Below are 17,954 nucleotides of genomic sequence, written 5' to 3' on the forward strand. Positions count from 1 at the left end.
GTGGCGGATCAGGATCCGGTTGATCGTCGCGGTCGACGGGACCGTCAGCCCGGCGGGCTTGCGCAGCAGTTCCATCCGGATTCGTTTGGCGCCCCACCGTGGGTGGGTGCGCCGCAGCTCGGCGACCCGCACCGCCACGTCCTCGCTCGCCTGATGGGGGCACGACCGGGGTCGGTGGGACCGGTCCGCCAGCCCGGTCACGCCCTCGGTCAGGTACCGCCGCAACCAGGCATGGACGCTCACCCGGGACACCCCGACCGCGGCCGCGACCTCGGTTACCGTGGCCCCGGCCAGCACCGCACGGACCGCGTCCAGCCGCTGTTCCACCTTCGACAAGACAACCAGAGCCATTCCCGGTCTCCCGAGCACGACGATGCCCACGAGCATCGCCCCTCAGGACGGGCCGATCACGGCCGAGTGTTAAGGATCAGGTGGCATGAGACTGTTAAGCATCACCCGCGGCAGGACACGGCCTCAGCGTCCGTGGCCGCAGCGTCAGTACGAGGTCCCCCATGGATGTGATGATCGCATCGGCGCCGGCGTCCCGCAGCCGTTGGTCCTTGCCTGGCTTGTTGGCGTAGCCGACGACCGGCAGACCCGCGGCATGCCCTGCGTCCACATCGCTGGTCGAGTCTCCGACGAACACGCCATGCTCGGGAGGTAGGTCAAGGTAGGCCAGTGCGCGGAGGATGCTGTCCGGCGATGGCTTCAGGAGCGACGGGCGGCGGGCGTCGCGGCCGATCACTTTTTCGACCTGGTCGGCAAGGCCGTGCCGGTTGATGAACGCCGAGACCCGTCCGCCGCCGTTGTTGGTGACGATCACAAGGCGATGCCCGGCTGTGTGTAGCTGACGCACCCGGTCTGGAATCCCCGGGTGTGGCTCCGTTCGGCTCAGTGCGGTCGACGCCTCCTCGACCAACGCATCCTCGACGACCGCGATCACGTCAGGGTCCATGCCGGTAGTCGCCTTATAGACCGAGATCGGGTCATCGGAGTCGTCGGGTCGGAGTGCGTATCCGGCGGCTGCCGCGCGCTTCATGATCTCGGCGGCCACTTCATGCGCGCGGTAGCCGGCAAAGACTGAGCAGATGGGACCGTCGAAGTCCAGCAGGACGGCCTGAGCCTGGGCGACGAGTTCGGCTGCCGTCTCAGATGAGGTTAAGGTCGGATGCCTTCCAGGAGATCTGGCTCCACACCGAGTCGAACCACTGGGGTCAGGCCGCTGGGTTTGATCGGCGGCGTGGGGTCCGTGCCACGGCGGCTTGGGCGTCAAGGCCTGGGGGTGGTGGCATCGTCGTGTCCTCCTTCGGAGTTAGAAGGGTGGTTCGCCGGGGGCAAGGGTGATGGGCGGGCCGTCGGTGTCGTAGTCGGCGCCGTTGGCGGCGCTGTGCCATCCGCTGTCGGGGTCGAAGAAGTCGTCGGGCCAGGGCGCTGGTCGACCCTTCTCGTCCCACCAGCCGGTTCCCAGGCCATCGGCCAGCAGGGCAAGCTGCCGTGCTTCGCGGGTTGGGGGTCGGGTGGGGTGAGGCTGCCGAGGTGGGCCAGGTGCTGTTGCGCCGCGTTCAGCCGCCCTGCGACCTCCAGGGCGGCGTCGCCGGCCTCGGCCGCGTCGCTGACGGCCGGCGCGGGATCGGTGCGGGTGTCGCACCGGACACAGCCCGCGTCGTGTTCGGTGAGCAGCCAGTCCTCGAGTTGGCCCAGGAGTTGCGGCAGGCCGCCGACGAGCAGCGCGAGGTCGCCGACCAGCCGGTAAAGCTGCGCGGGTCCGGTGAAGGCGTCGGGGTGGCGGGTGCGGTGGTTCAGGTCGCGGACGGCCTGCGCGGCCCCGGTCGGCCAGGTCCAGGACGGTCGGTTCAGTGGTCATCGTCGACACAGATAATCAGTGGTCATCGTCGACACAGATAAATCGACCGGCCAACATGCGATGCCAACCGGGGCCGCTGGGCAGCGAGGTGCTGATCGCCTGCCGAAGGAGCGACCGTTCATGGGAGATCGAATTCGGTGGTCGACCGCCTGCGACAGGCATCGATGACCAGTACCACGACCGGGAGGCCGATCGGGGCCGATCCGTCAACATGCTGCCTCCCGGAACTATCCGGGACGAGCGGGGCCTGGTCGCCGCGTCGGGACGAGGAACTTCGCGGCTTTGGTTCGGATCTGTGTTCACCGGGTCTACCGGAAAGTCGTTCCCGCTGGGCTCCGCCCTTGATGAGCTCGGTGCCGACGGGCGGCAGCACACCCTTGGGGATAACCTAGCTCCAGAGCGTCGAGATTTTCCTTTCATTTAGTTAACTAAAGGACTGTCCTGGTTGACTTCTGCGGGACCGTCGCCGCTCGGTCGGGGAGACCAGATCGTTCGCGTATTGATCGGAGAAGCGATGGGGAGCCTTGTGTTTGCGGGTAGGGTCATCTCGGGGGAAAGTCAGGTTGAAGTTCCTGGAGTGATAATCCGAGCCTCAACCATCTCAGAGCAAGACGCTGGTAATACGTTGACCAACGAAGGGGGACGATTCCATCTCGTCATCAAGGATGGGGTTGCGTCAGGTGACGATGAAATTTCGGTGACCGCGTTTAAGGACGACAAGCAGATATCTGAACCCCAGACCATTTCAAGGTCAAGGGTTCGGTCACCGCTCATGCTGACTATCTCCGCGAGTGAGGAATTCACCAATGGATACCTTCAAGAAGTTGTCACGCTGAAACCCACCGAGGGAAGACTGTTCCCACGAGAACATCTTCAGCAAATATACGCGGCAATTAACATATACGGCAACACTCGGAAGAAGTACTCTATCAATGGCCCGAACAATCCGGGCCTGACCTGTCCATTACCAGAGATGAACGACCGGGACGATGTACTGTTGTACTCGTGGGAGGCGGTGCGGGGAAGTTCGCATGCAGCGCAAAGACTGCAGGGAACACTAGATCTCATCGAACTGAGCATGATCAAGCGAGGCACGCCGCCACCACGAATCGACTTCGAGGGAAAGGATTGGCAACGATACATAGACTCCCGGAGGGATCGGCCGCCTAGGAGCGGTATCAGCACTCCGATGATCCCTCTGGATCGAATGGCCCTGTTGATGGGAGCGGCAAAGCTCATCGCGGGTGAGGATGACGGTCGCGTCAATCGAAATATGAACATCGTGATGGGTCAATTGATCGAGTTCTACAGATGCGTGACGATTTACCGGACCTGTCGTGACGCAGTTCTCGGCGATCCACTGGCGCAACGCGAAGTGCGCCGCATGATCGGCATATGGGGCGAGGATTGTCCGGGTCGTGAACCAATTCCAGATACCTTCCCCGGTAAAGGTGATCCGCTGGATGGCATGGACTATCCGATCGACCCGGAACTGGATGAACGCCTTCCATGCCTGCATGACCTCACACCGGGCTCCAAGTCCATCGAGGTGTTGGACTATGCCATCGATGCGATCGTGCCAGCGTTTGCGTGTCCTGGAAGTGAAGTGACGATCAAGGGACGAGGATTTGGCACGGCTCCGGGAAAGGTAATCTTTCCCGGCAAGGCGATCGCCTCAAGCATCGAGGTGGATGCCACAAGTTGGCAGAGTACCCGCATCAAGGTTATCGTACCCGCAAACGCAACCTATGGATCCATCGGTATCAATTTCCTCTACCATCCAGGGGCTCGCAAGTGCGGCATAGTTACCGGTACGTTCCATCGTAATGTATCCAGAGGCGCACGTATCTTTACCGGTGGCAAGCCACGAATCGATGGAATAACCTTCACCAGGGACAACATTTCCTTCGATCCTGCCGGAGAGGTTGCACGTCCCGGCGAGAAGGTCAAAATGACCTACAGTTGCTCCAAGAACGCACCGACACATGAGGTCCATGTACAATATTCGCCGCTCAATGTAATAACGGGTGAATTCAATGTCCCCTCCGATCAGGAGAGATTTGACTATATCTTCACCGAAGCTCCGAACAGTCGAACCCTCCAGCTTTCCCCTCCACTAAATGACATCACGGTAAAGGCATTGTGCACCATCAAACTCAGCAATGAGTGCGGCACGACGGTCGAAACTGCGGAATTCATCATACATAAACCCGCAACTGTCCGTCTCACCGGCCTTGAGATTACCCAGGTGACCCAGTTCTTCCGAGCGGACGAGCATATGAATCCTCTCAGTGGACAGACGTCACAGCCGGACAACTCAGTGCCCTTGATCGCGGACAAGCCCACCCTGGTACGGGTCTACTACTCCAGTGACCAAGACCCCAAGTTCAATCTAGGTCGGATCTTCGGAGTCCAGGTGGGGCTCGCCGCCGTGCGGGATGACGTAAGTCTCGGTCCTCTAGGCTGCATTAACGCCGGGAACCTAATCGCAAGATCTTCCAACCTGGTGGTTAACGAGCGAGGAAACCCGGAAAGATCTGCAAACTTCATTCTTCCTACAGGCTGGATCGAACCTACCGTCCGAAGAATTCCTCTCGAAGGCAGTGCTGAAGCTGAGCAACTCGTCAACACACCGTTGGAACTCACAGCGTCGCTCTTCCTCGACCAGAGAGAACCTTGGAAGAGGGACAGCGTTTCATCTACTGCCGACGTTTTGAAGGTAAGTGGACTGGTATTCAACCGTGCCCGCAAGTTGCGCATCGTGGCGGTGAGGTTCTCGATCAACACTCCGCGAGGTAGAACCTTTGCCGAACCCAGCTTGGGGCGCTGCGTCCGGGAATTAGAGCGAGCGGGGCGAGGATTTCCCGTACCAACGATTGAAATCCTCCGGCCATTGGTACCCGAAAACCGAGTCATCGACATAGATGCAGACCTCACCGCTCCGAGTAACGGAGATGGTTGCGGTCCTGGATGGGGAGCGCTGTTGGACCGTATGACCGGAGTTCAATTCAGCGAGTTCGGCAGCGCGATATCCCAAGGTAAGCAACCGCGTTCTGGCAGCAACGTCATATGGGCCGGCATCGTCAGCCGTAACGTGCCTGTAGGGCCGATTGCAGGTTGTACCCGCGGAGACATGTCCATCGTTGCCTTGCGAAGCGATCAACATGTGATGCACGAGTTTTGCCACGCATGCGGACAGGAACATCCCGTTCAGTTGGGAACCCCCGAATCAGATGCAGATCCGAACTTTCCCAACTACAGGCTGGTCATTGACAACGGGGATGTCTCATGTGGGGAATTTGGAGTTGCCGTCGGGGACATTGATCGTAATGACTCAACGTCCGGCTCGATGGTCGTCTTCGATCCAGACCATATCAGAGATACGATGGATCGTGATCGAGGTGGAGCCCAACCTTACAATGACGCCTGGATGTCGCCCCATACATACATGGGGGTGATGGAAACCTTCTTAGGGCCGGTAGCCCGTGGAGACTCAGATTCCGCCCTCTCCCTCCCTCGATTTCCCACACCCGAAAGGGAACAGTTCGTCCTTAGCGGCATGATCGATCGGAATGCAGGCGACGAGAACGAAGTGGTATTGAATCCGCTCTTCCATGAACAGCTACCCGTCCTTCCGGAGAAGGGCAACAAGAGTCCGTACGTCATCGAGGCCACCAATTCCAGGGGCATCCTTGTCTATCGTGGATCAATTCGGATTCACCCTCGAACTCCACGGAGGTTCACCTTCTGGCAACAGATACCATATATGGACGACATCACGAAGATCCAGATTAAGAAGCGAGAATTGGTTCTGGCACAGTTCGATCGGAGGGAACAGCCGCCCCGGGTGGTTAACCTGGAAACCACGATCGATGGATCCGTTAGGTTGCTGAACTGGAGCGTTGAGCAAGCGCATGAGTACTGGTGCTGCGTGGAGTTGAGCTGTGATGGAAGAGGTACCTGGACCAGAATGACGGAGTTCAACCCCCTGAACTCCTACTCGTTCGACACCGCGGACATCGGCGGTGGTCCGGATTGTAGGCTCCGCGTAGTGGTCACCAACGGCTTCAACACGACGTCGGCCGAGACTGAGCAGTTCGAACTGCCGCTTGCTCCGCCGGACCTGTTCATCATCGGTATTCCGGAGGAAGGAAGGGTCATCTCTGAACGGACATATGATGTTCAGGCGATTCCGGTGTACACCGTAGGGATACCGCATCAGAGCGAGATGCTGTGGTATCTGGACGGTGAACAAATCGCAGAGGGCGATCGGGTGGAGGTGAATTTCGCTCCCGGGAGCCATTTACTCCAGGTAATTCCGAAGAAGTTCCGGGAAACTGAGGGGACCATCCTCGAGGTGATTTCCATCGATGCTTCAGGAGAGGGTGGTCCCGAAGATGGCCCTGCCAATGCCAAGTAGCTTGTCGATTTCGTTGCGATCGTATAAGCGCGACATGCCTGCAGTTGAGTGTTACCCATGAGATCAATATGGAGATCAACATGCTTCCAGCGGGATCAGCATGAGTCGCGCCCAGGAGGAAGACTCTTCGGCCGCGATATCGACTGCTATCAGGAGTCAATCCAAGGGGAACGGCGAGACTATACCTGAACCCATCTCGGCTCGCGCTCGATCATGCTCCTCGAGATGACGCTTGTTCTTGCTCTGAAGTGGATCGCAATGCTTGAATGAGTAGGAGAAAGTCTTCTCAGCATCGAGGCCGGCGCCCGCAGCCGCAGCGTCTGCAGCAGATCCCCCATGGATGTGCTGATCGCATCAGCACCTGCGTCGCGCAGCCACTAGTCCTCGGCTGGCTTGTTGGCGTGGCCGACGACCTGCAGACTCACGGCATGACCGGCGTCGACGTCGCTGGTCGAGTCCCCGACGAACATGCCGTGCTCCGGGGGCAAGTCGAGGTCTGTCAGTGCGCGGAGGATGCTGTCCGGCGATGGCTTCAGGAGCGACGGTTGACGGGCGTCGCGTCCGACCACCTTCCCGACCTCTTCGGTCAGGCCGTGCCGTTCGATGAACGCGAGGACAGGTCCGGCTCCGTTGTTGGTGACGACGACCCCCTGCGACCGAGGGCCGTGCACCCGTGTTCTGGCAACCAGGTCGTGCTCCCGGTTGTGGTCCCGGGACTACTTGAACAGGTCGTCGACGTTTGGGTGGCGGCGCCGGGCTGCGGCGCGCTGATCGGTTGCGACTGTCCGGGCGCAGGCCGAAGCGGCGGCCCGACCTGCGGCGATTGCTGCGGGCAGCAGCGTTTCGAGGGTGTCGAGCCACTGGCGGGTGGAATCGTCCGGCTTCGAGGATGTCTGGCCGCCCAAGGCGGCGGTCGCGAATTGTGCCGCGATGGTGTCGCGGGCATCTGCGACCGCCGCTTCGTGGGCGACGTGCTGTTGCGCGTCGAGGATGGTACGGGCGGCATCGGTGGCGGATTGGGCGGCCCGGTTGACTGCGTCCTGGGCGAGCTGGTGAAGGCGTTGGGCTACCTGTTCGCGGTCTTCGTCGGTTGCGTCGGCGGGGTTTTCCGCGATGTTAGCGAGGATCGTAGGGGCGAGATCGTGTCGTAATTCTGCGGCTCCCAGGATGTCGGTGACGATGTCGGTTGCGGCTTGCAGGGCGGCTGCATGGATGCGTCGGCGGGTCTGCTGGTCGAGGTGGTCGTGCCATAGGTTTTCGGCTGCGGTCGTGATCGCGGCGCCGGGTTCGGGTTCTGGTTGGTGGCGGGTGGCGGTGCAACCCGTGATCGCGGTGGCTTCGCGGAGTCGGCTGATCGTGGCTTCGCGGCGTTGGTCCCAGTCGAGGCCGATCATGCCGACGCCGGCGTCGGGGTGGCGGGTGAGGAGCCAGCCGGTCCAGAGGTGGCCGATGTCTTCGCGGATGGCGGGGTGGGTGAACCAGCAGGGCGGTAGCACGGTGGCTGGGATGCGGTAGGTGGATCGTAGCCAGGTGATCCAGTCGGCGAGGTCGGTCAGCTGGGCGACGTAGGTGGTGGGGTCGAGGTCGTCCCAGCACACCACCATCGGGATGGGTGGTGTGCTGGGCTGCCCTCCGAACTGGGTCGGGTCGAAGGCCGGTTGGGTCACCGGTCGGGCCCGCGGGTCGGTTGCGGCCGCAGGTGGGTGGCCTCCATGGGCGCGCCCAGGGTGGGCAGGGCGGCGTTGCGGCGTCGGGTTTCCTGTTCTTGGCGGAGTTCGCGGGCTTCGGCGACGGCGTCGATGAGGCCCATGAGGTGCCGTCGGACCTGTTGGCCGAGGGCGTCGTATTCGGCGGCGTGCGCGGGGTCGGGCGTTGTGTCGCCGGAGGCGATCAGGCCCATCTTGGTGTTGTCGGCGCCTTCCATGGTGCCCGGGTGGTTGGGGACGGTGGTGAGGAAGACGTAGCTGGTTGTGCCGGTGGTTCCGGGTGGGCGCAGGACGGTGATGGTGCGGCCGGCGAAGGCGGCGTCGAGGGCGATGATGTCGTCCCAGTCGTCGTTGGGTCGCACGGTCTCCGGTTGCAGGGCGGGTTCGAGCGGCGGAAAGCGACGTGGTCCTGGATGGTGGTGTCGGGGGTGATGGTGTCCCACACCGGTGACTGGTCGAGTAGGTCGCGCAGCTGGCGGGCGAGGGCGAGGTGGTCGGCGGTGAAGCCGTCGGTGTCGCCTTGGGTGCGGATCATCGACAGGGCGGATTCGAAGTCGGCGAACGTCTCGCTGGTCGTCTGCGGATCGAACCCGAACGTCGGATCGGCTGCGGGTGTGGCGCCGTGGCCGGGTCCGGCGCTGATCGTGGTTCCGGTGGCGTGGGCGCGTTGTTCGGCTTCCCGGGCCAGGACCACGGAGGGTTCGACGGTGGGTGTCCACCATTGGTAGGCCTCGAACGCGGCTTGGTCGGGGGTGGACCAGCCGGCCTTGCGCCGCAGGAACAGGCTGACGGCCCGTTCAGCTTCGTCGGCGCGGAGCCGGTAGTCCTCGCGCAGCGAGGTGATCACGTTGGCGGTGTAGTGACGGTCGCGCTCGTGGTCGGGGCTGCTGACGGGTGCCGCGCTCACAGCGAGCGTCCGTTCGTGGCCACCGGTTCGGGAACAGGGGAGGGCGCGACCCCGACGGTCGGGATCCCGACCGGCGACTGCGCGACGACGGTCGGAGCCGGGTCGTTGGTGACGGGGAGGTCGCGGCCGTTCTCCCGGACGACGGAGACGACGTCGCTGACCCGGGCGGTTCGGGTGTGCACGTCCATGTCCTTGGGCAGGTTCCAACTGGTCGTCGCGGCCGCCCACCGGAACCCGTGGTCCTTCAGGGTCCGGTGCAGCGCGGTGGCGGTGCGACCGACGCCGACGACCATCGTTGCCTCGGCGGTGTGGTGGATGATCGGCGTCGTGTCCGGTGCGATGTCCTGCCCGACGTTCCGGTCGGCGGGTCGTTCGTCGGCGGCCAGGGTGACGGTGCGGGCGTAGACCTTGACGACGGCGCCGGTGGAGCCGTCGCGGCGGTCGAACAGTTCCAGTTCGGGGCGGCCTTCGATGGTGACCCGGTTGCCCTTGTGCAGGGTGTCGCCGGCGTCCTCGGCGGCCTTCCCGAAGACGGTGACGTTGAAGTACTCGGGGTCAGTGGAGGTCGATTCGCCGTTGCGCTTGACGCGTTCGTGGCTGGCGACCCGCAGGTGGGCCCAGCTGGTGCCGGTGTTGCTGACCCCGAAGTCGGGATCGGCGGTGAGGTTGCCGTCGATCGTGATGCGTGCGGACATGGGGACTCTCCCATCCCTCGTGGGTGTGCATCGGCGGAAACCCGAGCCGGTCGAGCAACGCGGCCGGGCGGTTCCGTCGGCGCCCGGGTGGGCGCCACCCGGAGATGGCGACCGGCGTCGCGATCTACCGCGGACGGGACCTCGCCGGGCGATGAGAACGCCCGGGATCACGGCTCACAGATCGCGGCCCGGCCTGGTGATCGGCTTCACGAATTCGGACACCGTCGTGACCGCCGGCTTGGCGGCCGCATGCTGGAGGATTTCGGAGAGTCGCTTATAGTCGCCGTGGTGGGCGCGGTCGGCGGACTGGTCGGGCCGCGGACCCAGCGGCGCGTCGCCGGAGATGTCCCAGCGTTCTCGGTAAGCCGCTACCACCCGCAGCAAGGGTCGGTGATCGTCGACCCTCCGCGAACGCGCGACCGCCGTCGCCCAGGGCTGTTCTGATTCGATGGCGACATCTGCCAGGGAATCGGCGCGATGCTCGATCGATTCGTACCGTTTCCGCAAGGCGTCGAGCGTTTGCGGGTCGGACAATCCAGCGGTCGCGTCGACGACGATCCCGACCACCAATTCGCGCCGACTATTGCCTGGCCGGGCTCGAAGAAAGGTGCGGATCGTGGTGGCCAGGTATGTCGCGGTCAGCATCTCAATCGGCTGGGTATGGACAAGGCGGGGCAGTTCGGTGGCGACGTCGATTCCGGCGGAATGGGCGTGGCGGATGGCCAGGATCAGTTCGGGGAAATCGTCGTCATCGAGCAGGGCGTGGGTTGCGGGGCGGTCTCCGAAAATGGTCAGCAGGAGTTCGGCGGCGGCGATGTCGTGGGCGTAGGCGGCGATCGCGTCGGCTTCGTCCGCCAATTGCCGGATCGACACGACTTGGTCCTGTGCGGCTCGGATGGTCTCGTGCGCGGAAGGGTTGGCCGAGGAATGGTCGGTGATGGATTCGGCGACCTGCGCGGTGGTCCAGGACTCCTGGTCGGCCGGCCCTCCGACGGGGTGGTCGACGATGCCGCGGACGGTCGCTGCGGGGTCCAGGACGAGGTAGGCGGTGTTGGCGTACCGGCCGCGTGTCATGGCGACGTAGAACGCTTCGCGTTGGGTCAGCGCGTCGGCCAGCACATGGCTGGTGTCGACGGTCAGGCCCTGGGCGCGGTGCGCGGTCGTCGCGTACCCGAGGTCGACATGATCATGGACGTACGGCGCGGACAGGGTGATCGGCGCCGCGTGATCCTGGGCGTGGAGGCGGATGGTGAGGGAGCCGTCGCGGTGGGCGCGTTCGACGGTCCAGCGTTGCCCGTTGCGGACGAACCCGTCGCGGCGCCTTGCGGTGGTGCGGAGTGTGCCGTCGGGTTGGGTGCGGTCGATGCGGCGGGTGACGATGACGTCGCCGCGGCCGGCGGACAGGCCGTTGCGGACCGGGGCGGTGGCGGTGTCGTCGACCTGTCCCTCCTGGATGAGGTCGGCCCGGGCGCGTTGGTTGAGTTCGACGACGGTGTCGTTGTCGGCGGCGATCAGGACGCTGGTCATGCCGTTGCGGGTGTCGGTCAGCCAGGCGGTGTAGGCGTCGCCGGTCATCTGGTCCTGGTCGCCGGACCGGACCCGGTCGTGCTCGGCGTACACCTTCAGTGCGGTGGAGTCGCCGTTGCGGAGGCGGTCGGCGGCCTGTTCCTCCCAGGTTCGGCGGGTGCCGTCCGGTTCGACGAACCGCCGCACCTGCGTCAACGTCGCCGGATCCGGGCGGCGGGCGCACAGCAGGCCGAATGCGCCGCCGGTCTGGACGGCGGAGAGCTGGCAGGGGTCGCCGACTAGCAGCAGCTTCGCGCCGGCGTCGCCGGCCTGGCGGGCCAGGTTCGCCAGGGTGAAGGTGTCGCACATCCCGGCCTCGTCGACGACGAGGAGCTGCCCGGGTTGGAGGCGCCACCTGTCGAACTCTGCCCGAGTCTGGGCCAACGCGCGGCGCAGGTCGTCCGCGCGGGCCTGGCCACCGGCCCGGCCGATCGACTGCTCCAGATCGTGGATCCGTTGCGCGCGGCGGTCCTGCTGGTCCTGCTGGGTGATCCATTGGGCGGTGTTGTCGGTGACCAGGTCCAGGTCGTCGGCGAGGATCTGGGCGGCGACCGCGGAGGGCGCGAGTCCGAGAACGGTGCCGGGTCCGTGTTCGGCTTCCCACATTGCGCGGACGCCGGCCATCGTGGTCGTCTTGCCGGTGCCGGCCGGCCCGACCAGCACGTCCACGACCCGGCCGGAGGTGACGATCCGGGTCGCGGCCGGCGACTGGTCCTCGACCGCCAGCGGGTATCGGTGTCCGGGGAGCGGCTGAGCGGCGATCCGGTCGGCGCGGTCCGGGTGCACCGCCGGGCCGCTGTGGTCGTCGGCCAGCTGGAGCAGGTCGTCTTCCGCCCTGAGTACGCCGGCAGAGGTGAATGTCTCGGGTGGGCTGAACGGGCTCGCCCCGTCCGCATCACGCAGTTCGTCGGGGACCGGGGCGACCTCGGGCGGGGTGAGCGAGATCGACAGCTGCTCCGCCGCGGCGACTACCCGGTCCCGCACCGCGATCGCGTCGTCGACGGACCCGTACTGGTGGCTGTGCAGCGCGAGCCGGCGCATCGCTTCGGCGGTCAGGTTCCATCGGGTCCATGTCGACCGGGTCGTGGCCACCGCGTCGACGACATCCGCCGCGATCGCCGTCACCGTCTGGTCGGGCACGTTCTCCGCGCGGGTGAGCCGGGGGAGCGTGGCGGCCGCGTCGCCGGTGACCGCCGCCGCCCAGGCCGCGGGATCGTCCTGATCGAGGACATGGCTCGCGGTCGGGGTCCACTGCTGGACGGACTCGGCGAGGTTGGGTGCCCTCTTGGCGTCGCGGGTGGTCAGGGTCAGGTGCTGGCGGATCCGGTTGATCGCGTTCGCGTCGGGCCGCCGCCCCGACCGGAGCACCATCTGGTCAATAGCGGTGTCGACGGCGGCTTCGATGTCGGCCGAGCGTTGCGAGTAGGCGGCGATCAATGCGTCCGGGACTCCGGTGAGTTCCCGGGCGACGCGGCGGTTGCTGCCGGCCTGCCGTTCGCGGTGGTCCCAGGTCAGGCCGGTGCGGCGGGTGATCTCGTCGGCCAGCAGCAGGTTGTAGGTCTCGGAGTAGGCGACCGCGGCCCTGTGCAGGGTCGCCGAATCCAGGGTCCGCCACCTCCCGTCGGGGCCCTGGACTCGGTTGGCGACGGTGACGTGGGTGTGCAGTTGCGGGTCGCCTTTGCGGGAGTCCCAATGGTCGAACGCTGCCGCGACCAGCCCGGTGGCGTGGACCCGACGGACACCGTGGGTGCCCATCCGCGTGAACGCGGCCTCGGCCTCGATCCGTTCGAACGTCGCCGCCAACGCGGCCCGATGGGCCAGGTACAACTGTTCCTGCACCGGAGCGGGCGCGAGCGCCCACAACGCGGACACCGACTTCGGCACGCTGAACGTCAGGTCGAACCCGGCCACCGCGGTCCGGGTCTTGGTCTCCTTCTCCTCCGCGGTGATCTTCTCCACCAGCGCCGTCCGGGCCTCGGCGGTCAGGGTGTCGGGGAGCTTGCCAACCCGGCCGTCGATCCGCTCCTGCCGGGTGGGGTATTTCGCCGGCGGCCGGCCCAACTGCTGACCGCCGAACGGGCTACGGGACTGCTCGAACAGCTCCCGCAGCTGATCTTCGCTCACCTCCGACCCGACCATGTCGGCCGCACCCAACGCGGCCAGCCCCGCGCCCAGCCATGTCCCCGGCGGATACCCCGCGGCGGTGTAGTAGCGGGTCAGCGCGGAGGCGCCCGGGTCGGTGGCTCGGCCGTCACCTACGGCGACGTGGTCGACCAGATAGTCGACCGACGCCATCCGTGACAAGCTCATCACCACACACACCGGTGCTCGCATCCGATGCGATTTAAGTGATCGTTTACCCCGCGCCGGGAGGCGCACGTGCCAGAGGTGTGTTCTTTCAATTGATCTTGATCGCCGATGGCTGGAGCCTCGGCCACCAGCTTGGCTCGGAATGCCGTTGGCCAGGCGAGCAGAATTGAACTGTCGAGGACTGTTGGGAGGCTGGCCGGTGACTGTCGCTTTGACGGCGGTGCTGCTGCAGCTCGCTCCGGTGGTCTGGGAAGAGGTCGACAGTGCCGCGCCTCATGGGAGCTCCAGCGGGTGAGGCTGCTCGTCGCGGACGCGGTGTGGCGAGGGCTTTAGGACGTCGCTGCGGTGGTTCCGCGTCGGGCCGACCTGACGGCGCGGACCGGTCGGCACGTCGAGTTGGACAACGACGCGCTCGGGCAAGCCGCCGCCGTCGCGTCCCGACTGAGCTGCACCGTGGACCAGGTCATCGAGGACGTGGTGCGTCGCGATCTGGCCGCACGTTTGCTCGAGCCGCTACTCGCCGGCGACGGGCGGAACGGGCCCGAGCTGTCCGAGGCCGAAGCGCTGGAGCTGGCCTACCGCGAGCTTGACGCCGTCCGCGGCCGAAGCGAGACACCTCGTCGGTGACGTCCGGACTCGGGCAGCCGGGCCAACCGGAAGTGCCTGCGTTCGTCGTCGATCCCGGCGTCTTCGTTGCTTCATTGATCTCGCCGAACGGGAGCCCGGCGCACCTGGTCTGGGCGGCGTTCTCCGGCCGGCTCGTCCTGATCACCTCGCCGCACCTGATCGCGGAACTCACCGATGTGTTGCACCGGGAGAAGTTTCGCACTCGGTTCTCCCGGCCCGCCGCGGACCAGAGCCTGCGAGCAGTCAGGCTGCTGGCCGAGCAGCATCCCGAGCCGGAGGTGTCGAGCCGGAAACCGGTGTGCCGTGCCCCAAGGACGAATACCTGTTCGCCCTCGCCGAGGTGACCGGAGCGACGCTGCTGGTGAGCGGCGACCGCGACGTCCTGGAGACCAGCTACGCCGCGGTCGCGGTGATGAGTCCACGCCAGGCACTCGATTCGATCAGGTAGCTCGCCGATCGGCTCCGCACAGGGAAGGCATGACCGGGACACCCAGAGCCGACCGGCGCGGCTCCGCGCCGAGCTCGGGGCGACGTCGATCGGACCTGAGTGACGACTCGGCTGCGGGCGAGCTGACCCTCTTCTGCGATGCGCCTGATGGTTACTCGGTCCCACCCATCGCCGCGCAGGTCATACTTCGAGTCATGAAGGACGTCGCCGCGCGTGAGGCCAAGCTCCGGATGCCGATCGGCCGCGCCGGATGAGATTCGCGTTCTACGGGCGGGTCTCCACCGAGGATCAGCAGGATCCCGAAGCCAGCCGGGGTTGGCAGATCCGCCGCGCCCAGACCCTGATCGAGCCCCACGGCGGTTCGATCGTCGAGCAATACTTCGACATCGGGCAGAGCCGTTCACTGCCATGGAAGCGGCGACCGGAGGCAGCTCGGCTGCTGGTCGACGTCGCCTCCGCCAACCGGTCGTTCGACGCCATCGTGATCGGCGAGCCGCAGCGAGCGTTCTACGGCAACCAGTTCGGGTTGACCTTCCCGGTGCTGACGCACTACGGCGTCGGACTGTGGGTCCCCGAAGTGGGCGGCGCGGTTGACCCCGGTTCGGAAGCCCACGACATGGTGATGACCCTTTTCGGCGGGATGAGCAAAGGGGAGCGGACCCGGGTTCAGCTGCGGGTGAAGGCGTCCATGTTCGACCTCGCGCAGCGCAGCGACCGCTTCCTCGGCGGCCGGCCACCGTACGGGTACCGGCTCGCTGACGTCGGCCCGCACCCGAACCCGGGCAAGGCCGCCGCCGGTCAGCGTGCGCACAAGCTAGTCCCCGACCCGGTGACGGCTCCGGTCGTCGCCGGCATCTTCGACATGTTCGTCCGCGAAGGGGCCAGCCTGCGGCTGATCGCGCAGCGGCTCACCGCGGCCGACATCCCGTCGCCGTCGGCGCACGACCCGGCCCGCAACCGGCACCGTGATCCGGTCGGCTGGGCGTTCAGCGCCGTGCGCGCCATCGTGTCGAACCCGACGTACACGGGCTACCGGGTGTGGGGCAAACAGCAAAAGGTCGAGACACTGATCGACCCCGAGGACGTCGCCGCCGGCAACCGCACGCAGATGCGGTGGAAGGACAAGGACGCCTGGGTCCGTTCGGAACGGCCCACCCACGAGCCGCTGGTGACCGAGGACGTCTTCGACGCGGCGGCGAACCGGCTGTCGAGCGGAGCGAGCCCGCGAACCCGGGCACCGAAGGGGACACCGAACCGGTACAGCCTGCGCGGGATGCTGAGCTGCGGGCTCTGCGGGCGCACGATGCAGGGGGCCTTCCGCGAGTCCCGACGTAAGGACGGCACCGGTCGAGTCCTGTACAAGTGCGAGCCGCACAAGCACCGCGCGCTGCCCGCGGAACTGGAGCACCCGCCATCGGTATACGTCCGCGAGGACGCGATCATCGGTCCGCTCAACGACTGGATCGAGAAGCTCGCCGACCCCCGGGTGCTCGCCGCCGGGCAGGCCGGCGATCCCGGTCTCGCCGCCCGGCTGGCGGGCCTGCGCACCGAACTTCGTGAGACGAAGATCAAGATTTCCAAGCTGATCACATCCATCGAGGCCGGCATCGACCCGGCGGTGCTCGCCCCGCAGATCGCCACCCGACAGGCGGAGAAGGACCGCATCGAACGGCAGATCGCCGCGATGAACGTCGAACACGGCATGTCGGCCGCCGAGATCGAGGCAGTGGCCAACGAGCTGGGCGGCTTGGCGAAGATCCTGGAGTTGGCACAGGCGCAGGAACGGCTCGACGTCTACGAGTCGCTGCAGATCAAGATGGTCTACGTGCCGGCGAAACGCCTGGTCAGAGCCCAACTCCAAACACCCACGAATGCTGCGTGGGGGTTTGGGCGTGTCCGAGGGGGGACTTGAACCCCCACGCCCTTGCGGGCACTAGCACCTCAAGCTAGCGCGTCTGCCATTCCGCCACCCGGACCGGGTCGCACCGCCCGTCCGGGGCGCTGCGCCGGTCAAGCTTACTCGATCCCGGGTGATTGGATAACCGCATGACTGCAGCCGACCCCGCCGACCCCGATCGAGCCGCGAACGCCGTCGCGGCGGCGCAGGAGGAGGTCGTCCAGCTGTGCAGCGAACTGATCCGGTTCGAGTCGGTGAACACCGGCGATCCGGCCACCATCGGCGACGGTGAGGCCCGGGCCGCGCGCTTTCTGCAGGGCAAGCTGGAGGAGGTCGGGTTCGAGACGACCTACCTGGAGGCCACCCCCGGCCGCGGCAACGTGATCTGCCGGCTGCCCGGTGCCGACCCGTCGCGGCCGGCCCTGCTGCTGCACGGCCACGTGGACGTCGTGCCGGCCGACGCGGCCGAGTGGACGGTGCACCCGTTCTCGGGCGCGGTGCAGGACGGGTACGTGTGGGGCCGCGGCGCGGTCGACATGAAGGGCATGGTCGCGATGACCGTCGCCCTGGCCCGCCAGTACCGCGCGCACGGCGTCCGCCCGCCGCGCGAGCTGGTGTTCGCGTTCATGTCCGACGAGGAGGCCGGGGGAGCGTTCGGGGCGCACTGGCTGGTCGACAACCATCCGGAGCTGTTCGCCGGTGTCACCGAGGCCATCAGCGAGGTGGGCGGCTTCTCCATTCCGCTCGGGGACGAGCGCCGCGCCTACCTGGTCGCGGCGGCGGAGAAGGGGGTCGCCTGGGCCACGCTGAAGGCGACGGGCACGGCCGGGCACGGCTCGATGGTCAACCACGACAATGCGGTCAGCCGGGTCGCCGCGGCGGTGACCCGGCTGGGCACCCACCGGTTCCCGATCGTGCACACCGCGACGGTCGACCTGTTGCTGGCCCGCATCGCCGAGCTGACCGGTCTGGAGTTCCCCGAGGACGACATCGAGGGCAGCGTGGAGAAGATCGGTCCGGTCGCCCGGATCGTCAACGCGACGCTGCGGAACACGGCGAATCCGACCATGCTGCGGGCCGGTTACAAGGCCAACGTCATCCCGTCGACCGCCGAGGCCACGGTCGACTGCCGGGTGCTGCCGGGGCAGCAGGAGCATTTCCGGGAGGAGGTCGCGCGGATCGTCGGCGACGACATCGACATCGACTGGGTCTGGCAGCCGCCGCTGGAGTACCCGTTCGAGGGCCGGCTGGTGGACGCGATGGTCGCCGCGGTGACGGCCGAGGACCCGCAGGGCGTCGCCGTGCCGTACATGCTCTCCGGCGGTACGGACAACAAGGCGTTCGACAAGCTGGGCGTCGCCGGGTACGGCTTCTCGCCCATGCGGCTGCCGGCCGACCTGGACTTCACCAGCCTGTTCCACGGAGTCGACGAGCGGATCCCGGTGGACGCCCTGCAGTTCGGGGTCCGGGTGCTCGACCGGCTGATCCGCAGCAGCTGAGGTTTTCGCCGCGGG

14 protein-coding genes and 1 tRNA gene are annotated in these 17,954 nt (G+C 66.0%); 6 read left to right on the forward strand and 9 right to left on the reverse strand.

The genetic code is table 11. The features are described from left to right. Both ACOJUF_RS03835 and ACOJUF_RS03840 read right to left on the reverse strand, forming a co-directional pair. The coding region (locus tag ACOJUF_RS03835) for a helix-turn-helix domain-containing protein (protein WP_420120542.1) at window positions 1-387 on the reverse strand (387 nt) is incomplete at its 3' end. 58 nt (window positions 388-445) lie between these two features. Continuing rightward, on the reverse strand, window positions 446-1,273 hold the full coding sequence (locus ACOJUF_RS03840; RefSeq protein ID WP_420120543.1) for an HAD family hydrolase: 828 nt from the start codon (window positions 1,271-1,273) through the stop codon (window positions 446-448). Between the two features lie 263 nt (window positions 1,274-1,536). Between ACOJUF_RS03840 and ACOJUF_RS03845 the strand changes: the two genes are divergently transcribed. Both ACOJUF_RS03845 and ACOJUF_RS03850 read left to right on the forward strand, forming a co-directional pair. Then, on the forward strand, window positions 1,537-1,905 hold the full coding sequence (locus ACOJUF_RS03845; protein WP_420120544.1) for a hypothetical protein: 369 nt from the start codon (window positions 1,537-1,539) through the stop codon (window positions 1,903-1,905). A 584-nt stretch (window positions 1,906-2,489) separates the two neighbouring features. Next, on the forward strand, window positions 2,490-6,284 hold the full coding sequence (locus ACOJUF_RS03850; protein ID WP_420120545.1) for a hypothetical protein: 3,795 nt from the start codon (window positions 2,490-2,492) through the stop codon (window positions 6,282-6,284). A gap of 377 nt (window positions 6,285-6,661) precedes the next feature. Here the strand turns inward: ACOJUF_RS03850 and ACOJUF_RS03855 are convergent, their stop codons facing one another. From ACOJUF_RS03855 to mobF, 6 genes are all read right to left on the reverse strand, one after another. Then, window positions 6,662-6,955, reverse strand: a complete 294-nt coding sequence (locus tag ACOJUF_RS03855) for an HAD family hydrolase (protein ID WP_420120546.1) — start codon at window positions 6,953-6,955, stop codon at window positions 6,662-6,664. A 45-nt stretch (window positions 6,956-7,000) separates the two neighbouring features. Then, window positions 7,001-7,951: a hypothetical protein gene (locus ACOJUF_RS03860; protein WP_420120547.1), complete on the reverse strand. Its 951-nt coding sequence runs from the start codon at window positions 7,949-7,951 to the stop codon at window positions 7,001-7,003. After that, window positions 7,948-8,208 (reverse strand): hypothetical protein, encoded by a 261-nt coding sequence (locus ACOJUF_RS03865; RefSeq protein ID WP_420120548.1) that lies wholly within the window; start codon window positions 8,206-8,208, stop codon window positions 7,948-7,950. The genes ACOJUF_RS03860 and ACOJUF_RS03865 overlap by 4 nt, the downstream gene beginning before the upstream one ends. Further along, window positions 8,175-8,897, reverse strand: coding sequence for a hypothetical protein (locus ACOJUF_RS03870; RefSeq protein WP_420120549.1), 723 nt, complete (start codon window positions 8,895-8,897; stop codon window positions 8,175-8,177). The genes ACOJUF_RS03865 and ACOJUF_RS03870 overlap by 34 nt, the downstream gene beginning before the upstream one ends. After that, window positions 8,894-9,592 carry a single-stranded DNA-binding protein gene (locus ACOJUF_RS03875; protein ID WP_420120550.1) on the reverse strand — a complete coding sequence of 233 codons (699 nt, stop codon included), beginning with the start codon at window positions 9,590-9,592 and terminating at the stop codon, window positions 8,894-8,896. Before ACOJUF_RS03875 ends, ACOJUF_RS03870 begins: the two co-directional genes overlap by 4 nt. A gap of 174 nt (window positions 9,593-9,766) precedes the next feature. Further along, window positions 9,767-13,468 carry a MobF family relaxase gene (mobF, locus tag ACOJUF_RS03880; RefSeq protein ID WP_420120551.1) on the reverse strand — a complete coding sequence of 1,234 codons (3,702 nt, stop codon included), beginning with the start codon at window positions 13,466-13,468 and terminating at the stop codon, window positions 9,767-9,769. 345 nt (window positions 13,469-13,813) lie between these two features. On the opposite strand from mobF, the gene ACOJUF_RS03885 reads away from it, so the two are divergent. The 3 genes from ACOJUF_RS03885 to ACOJUF_RS03895 all read left to right on the forward strand — a co-directional run bounded on the left by ACOJUF_RS03885 (window position 13,814) and on the right by ACOJUF_RS03895 (window position 16,455). Next, window positions 13,814-14,095, forward strand: a complete 282-nt coding sequence (locus ACOJUF_RS03885) for a hypothetical protein (protein WP_420120552.1) — start codon at window positions 13,814-13,816, stop codon at window positions 14,093-14,095. Continuing rightward, complete coding sequence (locus ACOJUF_RS03890; RefSeq protein ID WP_420120553.1) at window positions 14,092-14,439, forward strand: putative toxin-antitoxin system toxin component, PIN family; 348 nt, start codon at window positions 14,092-14,094, stop codon at window positions 14,437-14,439. The genes ACOJUF_RS03885 and ACOJUF_RS03890 overlap by 4 nt, the downstream gene beginning before the upstream one ends. Window positions 14,440-14,793: 354 nt before the next feature. Further along, window positions 14,794-16,455, forward strand: a complete 1,662-nt coding sequence (locus ACOJUF_RS03895; protein WP_420120554.1) for a recombinase family protein — start codon at window positions 14,794-14,796, stop codon at window positions 16,453-16,455. Here the strand turns inward: ACOJUF_RS03895 and ACOJUF_RS03900 are convergent. Further along, a tRNA-Leu gene (locus ACOJUF_RS03900) sits at window positions 16,437-16,519 on the reverse strand. The genes ACOJUF_RS03895 and ACOJUF_RS03900 overlap by 19 nt on opposite strands. 70 nt (window positions 16,520-16,589) lie before the next feature. Here ACOJUF_RS03900 and ACOJUF_RS03905 point away from each other — a divergent pair. Then, the gene (locus tag ACOJUF_RS03905; RefSeq protein ID WP_420120555.1) at window positions 16,590-17,939 is read left to right on the forward strand and encodes a M20/M25/M40 family metallo-hydrolase; all 1,350 of its coding nucleotides are present in this window, start codon (window positions 16,590-16,592) and stop codon (window positions 17,937-17,939) included. The last annotated feature ends 15 nt before the right edge of the window (window positions 17,940-17,954 follow it).

Source organism: Nakamurella sp., assembly GCF_048594475.1.
Classification (GTDB): Bacteria; Actinomycetota; Actinomycetes; order Mycobacteriales; family Nakamurellaceae; genus Nakamurella.

Coding starts and splice junctions, on each gene's coding strand:
- ACOJUF_RS03865 (WP_420120548.1), bottom strand. CDS start 8,208: ATGGAAGGCGCCGACAACACCAAGATGGGCCTGATCGCCTCCGGCGAC.
- ACOJUF_RS03875 (WP_420120550.1), bottom strand. CDS start 9,592: ATGTCCGCACGCATCACGATCGACGGCAACCTCACCGCCGATCCCGAC.
- mobF (WP_420120551.1), bottom strand. CDS start 13,468: ATGAGCTTGTCACGGATGGCGTCGGTCGACTATCTGGTCGACCACGTC.
- ACOJUF_RS03895 (WP_420120554.1), top strand. CDS start 14,794: ATGAGATTCGCGTTCTACGGGCGGGTCTCCACCGAGGATCAGCAGGAT.
- ACOJUF_RS03905 (WP_420120555.1), top strand. CDS start 16,590: ATGACTGCAGCCGACCCCGCCGACCCCGATCGAGCCGCGAACGCCGTC.